This window comes from Proteus appendicitidis, from assembly GCF_030271835.1.
Classification (GTDB): domain Bacteria; phylum Pseudomonadota; class Gammaproteobacteria; order Enterobacterales; family Enterobacteriaceae; genus Proteus; species Proteus appendicitidis.
The window spans coordinates 3,039,827-3,056,411 of sequence record NZ_CP127389.1; the positions used below are offsets into that span (position 1 = coordinate 3,039,827).

Here is a 16,585-nt window from a genome sequence, read left to right on the forward strand (position 1 = left end):
TATTAATTTAAAGCAGACTGTGTGTCTTCTGTTTTAAGTGAGAACGGATAAATTGTGACGCCTTGTACAACACGGTTGATTTCTCCTGTCGGAGACGGGTTATCAGGCGTATTCCCTAGTGCAATGGAACTGTGAAATGCGAATGATTGCGCCAACATCAAGTAAGGGAACAATAGCGCCACATCAGAACAGTTCTCTAGCGCAGGAATATAAACAAAACTCTCTTTTGAGAAAGCGTTATCATTTCGTGCGGTGATCGCGATCACCTTGCCTGATGCATTATCGTGAATAACCTCTCGTAATAAGTCAGTCTCATATTGACGCGTATAAGGATCATTAGAGAAAAACATCACCACTAAAGTTTCTTTATTTACGATAGACTTAGGGCCATGTCGAAAACCTAATGGCGTATCAAAATTAGCAACAACCTTACCCGCAGTTAGCTCTAACATTTTTAAAGCTGCTTCTTGCGCTAATCCTTGTAGTCCACCACTTCCTAAGTAAATAACCCGTTTAAATTTACCGGCATATTTTTCGCGGATAATTTGATTTGCTTTATCAAACTGCGCTTTATAATTACTAAAGAATGGCGCGATGGAGTCACTAAAAACGTTATCACCTAAAAAAATGGTCACAGCGGCCATCATCATGGATGAAAAGCTAGAGGTCATCGCTAAAGAGCGGTCGTTTGATTCTTCTGGCATCAATAATGCCAATGCACTATGGTTGTTTTGGCAATATTCATAAAGCTTGCCATTCGGATTACACGTCAGTACTAAGTGGTAACACTGTGATAGGCATTCAGTCGCAACATCTAACGCCGCCACACTTTCTGGGCTGTTACCTGAACGTGCAAAAGAGATTAATAACGTAGGAATGTCTTCCGCTAAATATTCTTGTGGATCAGCCACCAAATCAGTTGTTGCAATCGCATCTACTCGACGTTTTGTATGCCCACTTAAAATAGGGGCCAATGCTTTTCCAGCAAATGCAGAGGTGCCCGCGCCAGTTAAAATAATTCGCGCATGAGGTACTGCGAGTGCTTTATTTAAAAAAGCGCTAATATCAGCACGTTTCTCTTTCACTGACTGCCATGTTTTTTTCCAACATTCTGGTTGTTGCTCAATTTCTTTCGCAGTCCAAAATGCATTCAGTTGCTCTAATTGAGCGGTCTGATAACTTAAATATTCCATGTTTTCCCTCAATTAATAGACATAGCAAGCATCGGCATAAACCGATAACACATCACGAATTTTCGCAATAACAAAAGATTCAGGTGATCCGTCAATCATGCCTTCTCTAAATTGGGTAAATTGATAAGGCAGATATTGGCTTAATAAAGGTAATGGAATAGGTTTAACGGATAAGTTATCCATTAGTGTGTCGATGGCGGCATTAATTTCAGCATTAGGCCAATAATAACGAATGCGATCACTAAAACTATAGACTCGAGCAAAGGCCTGTTGGCGTTCATCACCGTGATAGTATTTTTGCCAAAATCCTGGCTCTCGGCACATCAATTGTTCCATTTTTTCACGCAATTTAGAGCACTGCTCTTGAGGGAATAATGTTTCTTCAATCGAGCAGAGAGCGTATAAACCTTCACGCATAGCAAAAGTTAAGGCAGGTCCGACTTTTAAAATGGCAAAATGGTCATGAACTAATTGTTTATAAGCCTCTTTGGTTTGGTAGTCCGTAGAGTGCGCTTCAAAAACAACATGAGAATAATCGTTCACCACTTGGCTTAATGCCTGTGCTTTTTCAGGTTGGTAATCAATGATACCTGTGTGATCAAACTCAACACCGGGTTGAACCACTAAACCAATCACGCGCTCCCAACAGTCAGAAACACCCGCCTTTTGAAAAGCTTGGCGGTGGCACTCTAATGTTTTACGCGCTGCGTCTGGTGAAGTGACTTCAACAGTATCAAGTTCTTCGGCAGCACCGCCCGGAACGGGCACTTCTGTACCAACAACATAAACAATATCGCTAGAACCAAATGTTTCTTTTGCTGTGTTTTCGGCAATCACCGCAAGACGTGCTGCGCGAGAGGCCACAATTTCATCCGTTAAAGGAATAGGATCATCAGCACAAGACATACTGCAATCAAGATGGATTTTCTTAAAGCCTGCGGCAACATAATGTGCAATCAACACATCTGCATTTGCCATCGCTTCTTCAGCGTTAAGATGCTGCCAACGATTAGGCCCTAAATGGTCGCCACCAAGAATAAGTTTCTCGATTGGAAAACCTACATTTTCAGCCTGTTCAATAACATATTGGTAGAAGTCAGCGGGGGTCATTCCCGTATAACCACCAAACTGATCAACCTGATTAGAGGTGGCTTCAATTAGCAGAAAGGAATCATTATCCAGCGCTTGTAATAGAGCTGCTTCTATTACTAAAGGATGGGCAGAACAAACAGAATAAATACCATTCTGTTTGCCTGATTTGTGTTGCTGAACAATCTTTTCTAAAGGATGCATTAAATACTAACTCCATAATCAACACCGGCGGTGTTGCTAATGGAGTTAGCAAATTACGATGCCTTATCGTCAACGATAATCACTTCGATTTTGTGCTCTTTCAGTTCCTGAATATACTCCTCAGGAATACCTGAATCGGTCACTAGTATATCAATATCACCAAATTCTCTGATCATATGACAGCTGCGTTTACTGAATTTCGTAGAATCTGCAACCGCAATAATCGTTTCTGAGATATCACACATTAAACGGTTAAGACTGGCTTCCTGTTCATTGTGTGTGGTGATGCCAACACGTAAATCGAATCCGTCAACACCTAGAAACACCTTATCAAACCGATAATTTCTAAGGCTATTTTCAGCTTGTGAGCCTGAAAAAGACAACGCACTTTTTCGCAATACACCACCGGTCATTAATACTTCCACACCTGAGGTATTTGCTAACTCCATTGCGACATCCAGACCGTTAGTCATGACCACTACATTTTCGCGCGACTTTAAATGTGTCGCTATTTCGCGAGTAGTTGTCCCCGAGTCAAGAATGACGGTGTCTCCATCCTTTATCAGCGTTGCGGCAGCTTTCCCGATTAATGTTTTAATGCCCGCGTTTTGCCCACGTTTTTCGTGGATACTCAATTCGGCAATAAATCCCGTATTAGGAATTGCTGCACCATGAGAGCGAACGATATAACCATTTTTCTCAAGAAAGCTTAGATCGCTGCGGATAGTGACACTTGAGACTTTAAATAATTCAGCGAGATCTTCGACTCTGGCTTTACCTTGTTGGTTTACCATATCGAGGATTTCCATACGCCTCTCAACTGCCGCTTTCACTTTCGTCTCCTTACGAAACCAAAAGACTTTCTTTCGATTGGTTTCGAATGTAGTTTACTACGCCAATTTTTACCGACAATGCAAAAAAACAAAACTTTTGATCTCTTTCACAAAGTTTCGAATCACTATCGATTGCTTACGATTATTTTCGTGTAGCTTCAATCATAGCCTTGAGGCCACCAGTTTCCAATAAATAAAATGATATAACGCAACGTTATACTTATGATTACACCATATATAACTAGATAAAACACAATAATATTGATTTAATCTTATATAACCCCACAAAAAACAGCTTAAAACTCCACATCATGCATTTCTTTTCGAAAAACAAATCAAAATAAATAGCTCAAATAGTCAATAAAATATGAAATAGTATCGAATCGAAAGTATTTTAATCGAGAATTTAGGTTCTCATCTTTCGAAAATAACTTTCATTTACTTTCGATATTTCGTATTTGTGATTTTAATCTCTTTTGTTTTGATAAATTTTACGTAATGTTACAGGATAAAAAAGAAACTCAGGAAATGACGAATGGCATTAAATCAACCTGCTTATTTTCATATGATGGCAAAACCCACAAGCTACCACTGTAATATTAAGTGTGAATACTGCTTTTATCTGGAAAAAGAAAATATTTTTCCAGATGAAGAAAAAAAGACAGGTCATACCGTCATGCCTGATGGTGTCCTTCGTCGTTATATTAAAGACTATATTCAATCACACAGTGGCGATCAGGTTGATTTTTCTTGGCAAGGTGGCGAGCCAACACTTGCAGGATTAGCCTTCTTTGAGCAAGTCGTCAAATATCAAAAGCAATTTTCTAACGGCAAAACAATTACAAATAGCGTACAAACCAATGCAATCGCTATTAATCGCCAATGGGCGCAATTTTTTGCTGATAACCACTTTCTATTAGGCGTTTCAATTGATGGTATTGAAGCGGTTCACGATAAATATCGTATTTCGGTCAATGGCAGCCCTACTTTTGAACGAGTAAAGCGCGCGATTAAGCTACTCAATGAATATGGTGTTGAATTTAATACACTCACTGTCGTTAATGACCAAAACTGGAATAAAGGAAAAGAAACCTACCAAGCCTTAAAAGAATTAGGTTCAACCTTCTTTCAATTTATTCCCATTGTCGAAGTCGATAGACGCTTTCCTCATACTCATGGGGGACATTATGCTCCGGGTCCCAATGCACAATTAGCGCCATTTTCTGTTCCGGCTGAAGGCTACGGACAATTTATGACCGAAATATTTAATGAATGGATACGCCAAGGTGATATTGGAAAGGTATATATCCGTTTATTTGATAGCTTATTAGGTACATGGATGGGATATCCCGCATCAACATGTATTCAATCAAAAACCTGTGGTCAGGCGTTAATTATCGAAGCAAATGGTGACGTTTATTCTTGTGATCACTATGTTTATCCCGCCAATAATTTAGGCAATATCCATCAAAATAGCCTTGCTCACTTAGTAACATCAAAACAGCAACAGCGATTTGGTCAAAATAAATACGATAAACAAACAAGTCTTTGTAAACAGTGTGAAGTACAAAGCTTATGTTATGGCGGTTGCCCTAAACATCGCATTATTGCTATTGAAGGTGAAAAACATCGTCATAACTACTTGTGTCGCTCTTATAAACAAATATTTCATCATACAGCGATAGGTATGCAGTTGATGCAGCAAGCTATTTCACGAGGAGGTCTCGCCAGCGATGCACTTCCTGCAATGAAAAAAAATTACATAAAGTAGCCCTATTTTTTATTTTATCTTGTTTATTCTGGAGACAATTCGTGACCTTACTTTCTGTTAAAAAAAGCTTACTCGCTGGGCTAATTGCCACATCATGTTTAAGCGCTCCAATATCTGTCAATGCCGGTGGAACACCTGAAAAACCGAATATTTTACTGATAGTGATGGATGATTTAGGCACAGGACAACTCGATTTTGTGCTTGATACCTTAGATGTTGATGCATTAGCACAAAGACCGACACCTCCTCGTTATGAAGGTGATATCAATAAAATGGTCGAAGCGGCTCGCATTGCCATGCCTAATGTCAGCAATATGGCGGCAAATGGCGCAAAAATGACTAATGCATTTGTTGCGCACCCTGTTTGTGGTCCTTCTCGAGCGGGTATCTTTACTGGGCGCTCTCCCGCAAGCTTTGGTACTTACAGTAATGACGATGCTATTTTAGGTATTCCACAAGATATCAAACTATTACCCTCACTTTTCCAAGAAAATGGCTATGCCACCGCCAGTATCGGTAAATGGCATAATGCAAAAGTGATCCGCAAACCGAAAATTAATGAAAGTAAGCAAACCCGCGATTATCACGATAATATGATCTCAACGCCGGAAGCGGGTTATGCCCCTCATGAACGAGGTTTCGACTATGACTTTAGCTATTACGCATCGGGTGTGGCTTTATGGAACTCACCTGCATTTTGGCGTAATGGTGTCAATGTTCCTGCACCAGGCTATACCACACATCTTTTAACCGATGAGACATTAAAATTTATTGATGAGCATAAAGATAAACCATTCTTTATTAATCTTTCTTACAGCGTTCCTCATATCCCGCTAGAACAAGCTTCGCCCGCTAAATATATGGAGAAATTCGATACCGGTAATGTTGAAGCAAATAAATATTTTGCGGCATTAAATGCTGCCGATGAAGGCATAGGTCAAATTATTGCGAAATTAAAAGAAAACGGCGAGTTAGAAAATACACTGATCTTTTTCTTATCGGATAATGGCGCTGTTAATGAGTCACCAATGCCAATGAATGCGATGGATAGAGGCTTTAAAGGGCAAATGTTTAATGGTGGCGTTAGAGTACCTTTTATTGCTTATCAACCCGGCACTATTCCAGCCGGAACAAAAAGTGATGAGATGATCTCCGCACTTGATATTTTACCGACTGCACTACAAACAGCAGGTATTGCGATCCCTGACAATCTAAATGTTGAAGGGAAAAACATCATGCCTTTACTTAAAGGTGAAACAACAAAATCCCCTCACAACTATCTTTATTGGGCAGGACCCGGCACTAAACATTACAGTGAAGAAAATCAAGAGTTTTGGCATGGATATCACCAATGGATAACCTATCAACGTAAAACACCGCCTACAAATCCTAATTTAGAAAAACTCTCTAAAGGTGCTTGGGCTGTACGTGACGGAGAATGGGCGCTCTATTTTTATGATGATGGAAAAAATCAGCCTCAACTTTTTAACGATAAAAAAGATCCGGCTGAATCAATCGATCTTGCTAAACAAAATCCACAAAAAGTGACAGAGCTAAAAAATGCGTATTACCAGTGGATCAAAGATAAGCCAAAGCCCGTTATTTGGGGACAAGATCACTATCAAATACTCGTAGATTCTGCAAAACCTTAATATTCAACTTCCGTTTTGTTTCGCAAGGATGCGTCTTTTTTTCTGAGATACGAAAATGGCTATTGAAATTGCATCTTCAGCACGTCCAAAACTCCCTTATGAGCACCCAAACGTAGAAATCTACCAACGCTTATTTAAGGAAAATATCATTCGACGATTAGTCAGAAAATCCGCTTATCGTCGCTATGATAAAACGATCACTGACTTTTTTAATGATGAAAGTCAGTCGCTTTTCTCTTTATGTGAAATGCTGACACAGTATGTCACACAGGCTTTTCATCATTACCAAGTCTGGGGTTACTCTCATGCTTATTATCCCGGAAGCCCGGGGCAACAAACGGCAAGAACGGATGCTCTTGAAGGTGTTAGCAGGGTACTTCCTCTACTTGCAACATGGATAGTGAGTAGCAAAAAAAGTACGTTGATGGGATTAAATCATCAAACTTTCAACTTACCTTTAATCATCAAGCAAAGCTTTATTCATGGTACTGATCCACTGCATAAAGGATATTGGGGGAAACTTGAAGATTACGATCAACGAATTTGTGAAGCATCTGATTTAGCGCTCACGCTTTGGATAAGCCGTGAATGGGTGTGGGATACATTAACACCCGCAATACAACAACAAATTATGACTTGGTTCGAACAAGTTAATCACTGTGAAATTGTTGATAATAACTGGCACTTTTTCCCGCTTACCGTCCAATTTGTCATTAAAGCACTCACAGGGAAAGATACGATTGCCCATTGGCGCTATGAACGATTAAAAGAGTTTTATGTGGGTGATGGATGGTTTCGAGATGGAGCAAAAGGTAATTATGATTACTACAATGCGTGGGGTTTTTACTATTCATTGTATTGGTTAACGCAAATTGATCCTCAATTTGATACAACATTTATTACTCAATCACTTAATACCTTTAATCAACATTACCTTTATTTTATGACGCCAAAAGGTATTCCTTTCTTTGGTCGAAGTGCCTGTTATCGCCTTGCGGTTTCTGCTCCATTATTAGCAGGTGTCGATTTACATTGTCCTTCAGTAAAAATAGGCGAGGCAAAACGCGCTTTTGAAAGCAGTTTACGTTATTTTATTTCTCAAGGTGCATTAAAAAATGGCGCTCCCACTCAAGGTTTATTTACTCACGATCCTCGTTTGGTTGATAACTACAGTGGACCTGCCAGTAGCTTTTGGTCATTACGTGCCGTGATTATCGCGCTGTATTGTGCTGATCGTATCAATTTATGGCAAACCCCTTCACTTCCATTACCAATCGAAAAAGATAACTTTCGTTTCGAAATTCCTGCTATTCAAGCCTTAGTGACTGGAGTGAAAGCAACACAAGAGGTAAACGTTATTTTTTGCGAAGATTATACCACTCAGCAAACACCATTAACCCGCCGTTTAGAAAAACAGACCTTAGCACAAAAAATCGCTGAAACCGTGATAGGACAGTCTAGGCGACCGAAAAATAATTTATTACGCAAAGGGATCACCAGTTATAGCTCTAAAATGTCACATTTTTTCTAATCACCTTTCATTTGCTTTCAGTGCGAAGGCAATAAAAATGTGATTTAGATCTTTTACCTTTCTATTTCTTTCGTTTATTATGATTCGTAATTAAACGAAAGATGAGAGGCAAACATGTATCTGGTTTCTACTCGTAATATGCTCAATAAAGCACAGCGTGAAAATTATGCTGTGCCTGCTTTTAATATTCATAACTTGGAAACCATTCAAGTTGTGATGGAAACAGCCGCTGAGATGGCATCTCCTGTGATCTTAGCGGGTACACCAAGCACGTTTGCTTATGCAGGTAGTGATTATTTGATCTCTATTTGTCAGCAGGCCGCAGAACAATATCGTATCCCTGTAGCCCTACATTTAGATCACCATGAAGATATTCCTGATATTTGTCATAAAGTCATTTCTGGTGTGCGATCTGCCATGATTGATGCCTCTCATTTTCATTTTGAAGAAAACATTCGCATCGTCAAAGAAGTTGTTAATTTCTGCCATCATTGGGATTGCACTGTTGAAGCTGAATTAGGTCGTTTAGGTGGGCAAGAAGATGACTTAGTCGTAGATGCTAAAGATGCGCTTTTCACCGATCCTGATTCAGCGGTACAATTTATCAAAGCAACGGGTATTGATTCATTAGCGGTTGCAATTGGTACCGCGCATGGCATGTACAAACATGAACCACATCTTGATTTTGATCGTTTAGCTATTATTCGTCAAAAGACTGACATTCCTTTAGTTCTTCATGGCGCATCGGGTATTCCTGATGCCGATGTACGCCGTTGTATTGATTTAGGTATTTGCAAAGTTAACGTTGCAACCGAACTGAAAATTGCTTTCTCTAACGCTATCAAACAATACTTTTTAGATAACCCTGATGCAAGTGATCCTCGTCATTACCTTGTACCAGGCAAAGCCGCAATGAAAGCTGTGGTTGCAGATAAAATTCGTGTCTGTAAAAGTGATGGAAAACTGTGAAAACCAATAAAACTGTCGCCATTATTGGCGAATGTATGATAGAGCTGAGTGGTCAACCTTTCTTACCACAACAACAACGTTTTGGTGGCGATACACTAAATACCGCACTCTATTTATCGCGACTCTCGCCTTCATTACATCCGCTTTATATGACAGGATTAGGCACTGATACTTACAGTGCCTTAATGCAGAAAGCATGGGAAAATGAGGGGATCGACTGCCAATCTGTTATTACTATTCCCGAAAAACTTCCCGGTTTATATGCTATTGAAATTGATGCTCATGGTGAGCGCAGTTTCCATTATTGGCGAAGTGATGCTGCCGCTCGTTATATTGCGACCGATAAGCGTTTTTTAGACAGTTTCGATGCGCTTCCTGATGATAGCGTCATTTATCTAAGCGGTATTTCTCTTGCTATTTTAACCCATGAAGGAAAAATCGCTTTACTCACCTTATTAGCGCAGCTTAAACAGCGTGGAATGACGCTCATTGTCGATTCTAATTATCGACCACGTTTATGGGATTCAATACCTCATGCACAAGAGTGGTTCGAGAAACTGTATCACATTAGCGATATTGCTTTAGTCACAGGTGATGATGAGAAAATACTTTGGCAACAACCCGCGTTGACAGAACAAAGTATTGTACAACGCCTTCATCAATGGGGTAATCAGAACGTCATTGTCAAATTGGGAGCTAAAGGCGCTTACTGGTCTGACGGCAACAATACAGGCTATGTTTCTCCCAAACCTATTGATTCTGTTATTGATACTACCGCCGCAGGTGACTCTTTTAATGCAGCTTTTATTGCAGCTTGGCTGCAAAATCAAAGCCTATCGACTTGCTGTTTATGGGGAAATACCTTAGCTGGGCTTGTCATTCAACACCATGGCGCCATCATTCCTCATGAAATTACAGATTCATTCTACACACTAATCAAGGATAACCATGACACAGTCAATTGTTGATACTCTTTCATCACTGAAAGTGATCCCCGTGATCCAAATTAATCGCGCTGAAGATGCAATCTGGCTGGGTGAAATTCTAACCCAAAATCAACTACCTGTTGCTGAAATTACCTTTCGTACACCAGCAGCAGCCAAAGCCATAAAACTAATGCATGAACACTTTCCTGAACTTATTTTATGTGCAGGAACAGTATTAACTGCGCAACAAGCAGATATGGCAAAAGAAGCTGGAGCAAGATTTGTTATTTCTCCGGGTTATAACCCAAGTACCGTTGATTACTGCCTTAATAACGGCATTGATATTGTGCCGGGCATTAACAATCCAAGCCAAATCGAGGTCGCACTTGAAAAAGGCTTAACCTTACTTAAATTCTTTCCTGCAGAAGCCTCTGGCGGTGTAAAAATGCTAAAAGCATTAGCGTCACCTTACGCCCAAGTGCAATTTATGCCTACAGGTGGCATTAGTTTAAATAACGTGAGTGATTATCTTGCTATTCCACAAGTTGTTGCTTGTGGAGGAAGCTGGATTGCTACAGCAGATACCATCGATAAACAAGATAAAGAAACCATTGTTAATCATATTCAAAGTATCCACTCATTATTAAAAACATATAAGGGATAAATAAAATGAAACAAGTTGCCGTTTTATTAGCTGATGGATTTGAAGAAGGTGAAGCCGTTATTTTTATTGATATCATGCGCCGTCTTGATATTCATGTTGATGTACTTTCTTGCATGGATAGCTTGGTCTTAAATACTTATTTTGAAACTAAAATCAGCGCTGATTTTCTATTAACTGAAAAGCTAACACATAGCTATGACGCAATCATGATGCCGGGTGGTCCTAAAGGCACAGATCGTTTATGCGCTAACGAGCAAGTTATTCAATTTATTAAACGCCATATTACTGAAGATAAATATATTTGTGCGCTATGCTCTTCTGGAGCAAAAGTATTAGCAGCACATCATCTTCTTGAAGGTCGTAATTACAGTACTGGCGATAAATTAGCAGATAAATACGATGATGGTCATTATCTTGATCAAGATGTTGTTGTTGATGGAAAGTTTATCAGTGCAAAAGGATTAGGTGTGAGTTTTGAATTTGCCTTTACGGTAGCTCGCCATTTATTAAGCAACAATACAGAAAAAGTAGACTGGCAAGCTAATCATATTTATTTCAAACACTGGCCGTTAGATTACCTAAAATAGCTAAATTAATTATTATTAACGATATAAAGGGGATAAACTCCCCTTTATATTTTCACTTTGAATAACGATAAATTAATATACAGAAATTATTTTTGTTTAAATGCATGAGGCTTGGAGTAGTGCCACAATTTATCCCAATATTCTTTAATAAAGGTGCTAACGGCTTCTTCACCTTCAACAAGATAGTTAAATTCTGACAAATATCCTGGGTACATATTATCTGAACCAACAATATACAATTCATCATCAATAATAGTCACTTTTGCATGGTTCCCCGGTGCAGGAGCAACTTTAGGATAAATACCACTCGCATTAACCAATGACCAGAATGGGTGCCCAATATCGCCTTGTTTTGGTGGATCTTCGCTCAGTGGTGCTTCTTTTAATGTAGCGGTATAAGATGATTCATCTGCATCTGGCCATTTATATGTTTTACCTTCCGTTTGCAGTGCTTTTGGTACTTTATCGGTAAAAAAGAATGGCGCAATTTTAATACGACGCAACGCTGATTCACGAATTTTATCAGGATCAGGAATAACGGCATCTGTATCAACATCATGAGTCAGATAATATTTAAATAATTCAAAGGTTCTTTGCGCACCTGAGCCAAATGAATATTGGTCGCCATTGGCACCAGCAGCAGCATCTAATGGTGAAACTACAATTTCAACTTCTAGCTCTGGATTTTTTAATAACGCATCAATAATCCAATGACAGACGGGGTGATCTTTCCATTTTTTCTTCCATGCACTCACAACATCTTGTTGAGACATACGAATTTTTTTCTTAGCATTTTTTATAAGATATTCCTTCATTTTCTCGGAACCTTTCTTATAATCAACTCGCATATCAGCCCCTTGCCAATATTTTCCTACTGATAAAATACGGTCTGTTTTAAAAAAGCCTTCATCAGGTGATTTAGCTAAGTTTTCTTCGTTTATTTTTTTAATTTCTTTTAGAATACTTTTCTTCGTTAACGGGTCGGCAATACGATAACTTGCTTTTTTAGCAACCCACTCATTTTTTTTACTATCAAAGTATTCTTTTGAAATTAAGTCATCACCTACATCCCACATATTATTTAAAAATAATTGTGAATGAAGTGCTGACTCACCAATAACTTTAACTGAAACATCATGAACTGGCGGATAGCTTTTAAATAGATCCATATTTAAATTATGACCACCAACAAAAGCCTCACTGCCATCAACAGCAATAATTTTTGTATGGTTCCATGTCATTCGAGTATCTAATTCAGAAATAAAATCTTCTGGTAGTACTTTTTTTTCTAAAGAGACTTTTAAGCCATCAATAATACGGTAAAAGCGACCAATCCAAATATCTGGAATACATTCCCAATATTTCCCGCGCTCTTTAATCAATTCAATAAGATCTTTTTTCAATGCCAGATATTCAGGCGTTCCACTAAAATAGTATTTAATACCGTTTAATAAAACGGTTGGTGTTTGTGCAAATAAAAATCGAATTTGCGTACGTTCTTTACGCCCTTTCTTTTCAGAAAAAGATTTATCAATTGCAGCAAGAATAATTTTACGCCACTCTTCATCAGGGGCATTAAGAGATGAAATATCACAGCGATACAGCATGTTATCTAAGATAGATGTAATGGCTTGTTCAAATTCAGCCTCACGCTCTATCGCTTTCGGCATAATTTCTTTACCAAATGGCATTCCCCATACATGGGGTGTATCAAAAATCTTCACATAGTTATTTTCAGAGGTTTCATTGAAGAAACCTTTTAATTCTGTTTTTAATCCATCAATAAGTTTCATAATATTCCTTTATTTTACAGACAGGGCGTCCATATTATTTAAATAAACATTTAAATAATTAGCGCTTCAATTAATATAGATAGAATATTTTCATTCCTATAAAAACATTACTTACCAGACATATGATAATTTGATATAAATCTAATGATTTCCATATAACATTCAACACCTCCTTGCGCTTAAAAAGATCAAACCAGAATTTTATATTTTAGGTATCATTAATAATAAAACTATTCTTATTTAAAATAGACCACTAACAATAAAAAATAGTTATTATTAATCTACAAAACTAGTCACATCGATATTTATTAGCCTATAAATGACCCCTTATAAATTATCATTTATTGATTTGATCTTTTTTATATAAATTATTTAACAGGTATAGCTGTATTAAATAACAGGTTTATCTGTATTATTTTTAATAGGAGGAAACATGAATCTTGCACATAGAGTTAAAACCAGAAGAGATGCCTTGGGGCTTACTCAGACTGAAGCAGCTGAAAAGCGGGTATCAGACAACAATCTTGGGCTTCAATAGAAGATGGCTCCACAAATTATTAGCATTGCAAGAGCTTTAGATTTTGAACTTGTGACATTAAATAGTGATTATCCAACACTTAGCAGTGAAAACACGCCATTAATGATCATTGGTACGATGATTGAGCATCGTAAACGATAACGATTATTCCCCCAAAATAACCCCAATAATAAAGCTATATTATTGGGGTTTATCTCAAAACAGTTTTATCTGTTTTTCTTCTGATTTAATCAAAATATTTATAAAATCACACCATTTATTAACCCAAAAAAGAATGAAAGAAAGTTAAATAGCTCTTAATTCACTTAATAATTAATACTTAGAAATGAAGATATTAAAACCTAAGGTTTAAAGAGAGTTATTACTTTGTTTCTATTCTCTCATCATCCGATACGCCAATTAATAACACGCACTGATTGTAACTCAAAATATCAATAAGAATAATTACTATGTATATATACTGAACAAATAAATAAAAACAACTAAAAATAGAAAAACACCATTCGCAAACAATATAATATGTAAAATAAACATCAAATTATGGTATTTATTTGGAATATACCTCTAATTACCCCTGAAATTTTTTCTTTCCATTTTCTTTTAATTTTAGAGATATCTCTTAAAAATATTAAGATAAATTGATTTATTTAATTTTATTCAATATAAGGAGGTGTGACTTAAGGTAAATTTCTTGGTGGTGAAATTCATTATTATTTCCACTTTCAAGAGATCCTTTATTCGTTTTAATACAAGGATTTTATTATGTCAGATAGTTTTCAAAATGAAGTGCCTAAAGCTCGGGTAAATATAAAGCTCGACTTACATACAGGTGGCGCACAGAAAAAAGTAGAATTGCCTTTAAAACTATTGGCTATTGGTGACTACAGCAACGGAAAAGATAAACGTATTCTTTCAGAAAGAGAAAAGGTCAATATCAATAAAAATAACTTCAATAGTGTTCTCACTGAATTTTCTCCGTCAGTCAATCTTACCGTAAAAAATACATTAGCAAACGATGGTAGCGAAGAGAGTATTAATCTGACATTTAAAGAAATGGCTGATTTTGAACCAGAGCAAGTTGCTCGCCAAATACCACAACTTCGCGCCATGTTAGCAATGCGTAATCTCTTACGTGACTTGAAATCTAACCTTCTTGATAACATCACTTTTCGCCGTGAACTCGAAAATATCCTTAAAGATCCTGCATTAAGTGATGAACTACGCGAAGAGCTATCTCAACTCGCACCGAAAAAAGACTAATTGGATTTTATCATTACAGGATTATGCTTATGTCAGTGAATAGCGAAAATATTTCAAAAAGTACAACAACTGTACTTGATGAACCAGCCAATAGTGGTGTTTACGCCTCATTATTTGAAAAAATTAACCTCACTCCTGTTTCTCAGATAAGTGATATTAATATCTTCCAAGACAATAGCGCTCTTGCAGATACAACAGCAAATGAACGCGTTACTGTTGCTGTTCAAGTTTTTCTCGATCGCTTGAAATTTTCGGGTCAAAAAGTTGAACGTTTAGATAGAAATCTGCTTGACCATCATATTGCTGATTTAGATAAACAAATTAGTGAACAGCTTGATGAAGTCATGCATCACGCAGAGTTCCAAAAAATTGAATCAGCATGGCGTGGATTAAAATTCTTAGTTGATCGCACAGATTTTCGCCAAAACGTAAAAATTGAACTTCTGGATATTGCAAAAAACGATTTACGACAAGATTTCGAAGATTGCCCAGAAACTATTCAAAGTGGTCTTTATCACCACACTTATATTGAAGAATATGACACCCCAGGTGGCGAACCTATTGCAGCTATTATCTCTAACTATGAGTTTGATCGTAGTCCTCAAGATATCGCACTTTTACGAAATATCGCAAAAATATCAGCATCAGCCCACATGCCATTTGTTGGCTCGGTTGGTCCTGCATTTTTTGGTAAAGACTCGATGGAAGAAGTGGCGGCTATTAAGGACATCAGCAACTACTTTGACCGCGCTGAATATATCAAATGGAAATCTTTCCGCGATTCTGACGATGCCCGTTATATTGGTTTAACGATGCCTCGCGTTTTAGGCCGCCTTCCTTATGGTCCAGACACCATTCCTGTGCGTAGTTTTAATTATATTGAAGAAGTCAAAGGTCCAGACCATGAGAAATATTTGTGGACAAATGCAACCTTTGCTTTTGCTGCCAATATGGTTAAAAGCTTTATTAACAATGGCTGGTGTGTACAAATTCGAGGTCCTCAAGCTGGCGGTGCTGTAAAAGATTTGCCGATTCACCTTTATGATTTAGGCATAGGAAGTCAGGTCAAAATTCCATCTGAAGTGATGATCCCTGAAACACGAGAATTTGAATTTGCCAATCTCGGTTTTATTCCGTTGTCTTACTATAAAAACCGCGATTACTCTTGTTTCTTCTCTGCAAATTCGGCACAAAAACCAGCTATTTATGAAACGGCAGATGCAACAGCTAATAGCCGTATCAATGCGCGTTTACCTTATATTTTCCTCCTTTCGCGAATTGCTCATTATCTGAAATTAATTCAGCGTGAAAATATTGGTACCACAAAAGATCGTCGCTTATTAGAGCTTGAGTTAAATAATTGGGTTCGTAGTTTAGTGACCGAAATGACCGATCCAAGTGATGATTTACAAGCTTCTCATCCACTTCGTGATGCAAAAGTGGTAGTGGAAGATATTGAAGATAATCCGGGCTTTTTCAGAGTAAAACTGTATGCCGTTCCACACTTCCAAGTGGAAGGAATGGATGTGGATCTCTCATTAGTATCTCAAATGCCAAAAGCGAAAGCATAAGGTG

The 16,585-nt window shown here is 37.8% G+C and carries 14 protein-coding genes; 10 read left to right on the forward strand and 4 right to left on the reverse strand.

All coding sequences use genetic code 11. The features are described 5' to 3' along the window. Positions 1-2: 2 nt before the first annotated feature. From QQS39_RS14150 to agaR, 3 genes are read right to left on the reverse strand one after another with little or no spacing between them, the layout of a single operon-like run. Positions 3-1,193: an SIS domain-containing protein gene (locus QQS39_RS14150; RefSeq protein WP_151435802.1), complete on the reverse strand. Its 1,191-nt coding sequence runs from the start codon at positions 1,191-1,193 to the stop codon at positions 3-5. A 12-nt stretch (positions 1,194-1,205) separates the two neighbouring features. Next, entirely contained in the window at positions 1,206-2,486 is a 1,281-nt protein-coding gene (gene kbaZ / locus QQS39_RS14155; protein ID WP_285804754.1) for a tagatose-bisphosphate aldolase subunit KbaZ, read from the reverse strand. A 53-nt stretch (positions 2,487-2,539) separates the two neighbouring features. Then, complete coding sequence (agaR, locus tag QQS39_RS14160) at positions 2,540-3,319, reverse strand: transcriptional repressor AgaR (protein ID WP_075673686.1); 780 nt, start codon at positions 3,317-3,319, stop codon at positions 2,540-2,542. 535 nt (positions 3,320-3,854) lie between these two features. Between agaR and QQS39_RS14165 the strand changes: the two genes are divergently transcribed. The 7 genes from QQS39_RS14165 to QQS39_RS14195 all read left to right on the forward strand — a co-directional run bounded on the left by QQS39_RS14165 (position 3,855) and on the right by QQS39_RS14195 (position 11,419). Next, a complete protein-coding gene (locus tag QQS39_RS14165) occupies positions 3,855-5,090 on the forward strand; it encodes an anaerobic sulfatase maturase (protein WP_285804755.1) in 1,236 nt (411 codons plus the stop codon). Between the two features lie 41 nt (positions 5,091-5,131). Then, the gene (locus QQS39_RS14170; RefSeq protein WP_285804756.1) at positions 5,132-6,742 is read left to right on the forward strand and encodes a sulfatase family protein; all 1,611 of its coding nucleotides are present in this window, start codon (positions 5,132-5,134) and stop codon (positions 6,740-6,742) included. A 55-nt stretch (positions 6,743-6,797) separates the two neighbouring features. Continuing rightward, positions 6,798-8,273 carry a DUF2264 domain-containing protein gene (locus tag QQS39_RS14175; RefSeq protein WP_285804757.1) on the forward strand — a complete coding sequence of 492 codons (1,476 nt, stop codon included), beginning with the start codon at positions 6,798-6,800 and terminating at the stop codon, positions 8,271-8,273. 114 nt (positions 8,274-8,387) lie between these two features. Further along, positions 8,388-9,242: a tagatose bisphosphate family class II aldolase gene (locus tag QQS39_RS14180; protein WP_109371254.1), complete on the forward strand. Its 855-nt coding sequence runs from the start codon at positions 8,388-8,390 to the stop codon at positions 9,240-9,242. Beyond that, on the forward strand, positions 9,239-10,210 hold the full coding sequence (locus QQS39_RS14185) for a sugar kinase (RefSeq protein WP_285804758.1): 972 nt from the start codon (positions 9,239-9,241) through the stop codon (positions 10,208-10,210). Before QQS39_RS14180 ends, QQS39_RS14185 begins: the two co-directional genes overlap by 4 nt. Then, positions 10,191-10,832: a bifunctional 4-hydroxy-2-oxoglutarate aldolase/2-dehydro-3-deoxy-phosphogluconate aldolase gene (locus tag QQS39_RS14190; protein ID WP_285804759.1), complete on the forward strand. Its 642-nt coding sequence runs from the start codon at positions 10,191-10,193 to the stop codon at positions 10,830-10,832. The genes QQS39_RS14185 and QQS39_RS14190 overlap by 20 nt, the downstream gene beginning before the upstream one ends. 5 nt (positions 10,833-10,837) lie before the next feature. Then, complete coding sequence (locus QQS39_RS14195; RefSeq protein WP_285804760.1) at positions 10,838-11,419, forward strand: DJ-1/PfpI family protein; 582 nt, start codon at positions 10,838-10,840, stop codon at positions 11,417-11,419. An 86-nt stretch (positions 11,420-11,505) separates the two neighbouring features. Here QQS39_RS14195 and QQS39_RS14200 read toward each other — a convergent pair whose 3' ends face one another. Further along, a complete protein-coding gene (locus QQS39_RS14200) occupies positions 11,506-13,212 on the reverse strand; it encodes a phospholipase D-like domain-containing protein (protein WP_285804761.1) in 1,707 nt (568 codons plus the stop codon). Between the two features lie 541 nt (positions 13,213-13,753). Here QQS39_RS14200 and QQS39_RS14205 point away from each other — a divergent pair. The 3 genes from QQS39_RS14205 to tssC all read left to right on the forward strand — a co-directional run bounded on the left by QQS39_RS14205 (position 13,754) and on the right by tssC (position 16,581). After that, positions 13,754-13,891, forward strand: a complete 138-nt coding sequence (locus tag QQS39_RS14205) for a hypothetical protein (protein WP_322618348.1) — start codon at positions 13,754-13,756, stop codon at positions 13,889-13,891. Positions 13,892-14,512: 621 nt separating this feature from the next. Further along, positions 14,513-15,010: a type VI secretion system contractile sheath small subunit gene (gene tssB, locus QQS39_RS14210; protein ID WP_151435810.1), complete on the forward strand. Its 498-nt coding sequence runs from the start codon at positions 14,513-14,515 to the stop codon at positions 15,008-15,010. Positions 15,011-15,033: 23 nt separating this feature from the next. Continuing rightward, positions 15,034-16,581 carry a type VI secretion system contractile sheath large subunit gene (gene tssC / locus QQS39_RS14215; protein WP_151435811.1) on the forward strand — a complete coding sequence of 516 codons (1,548 nt, stop codon included), beginning with the start codon at positions 15,034-15,036 and terminating at the stop codon, positions 16,579-16,581. Positions 16,582-16,585 lie beyond the last annotated feature (4 nt).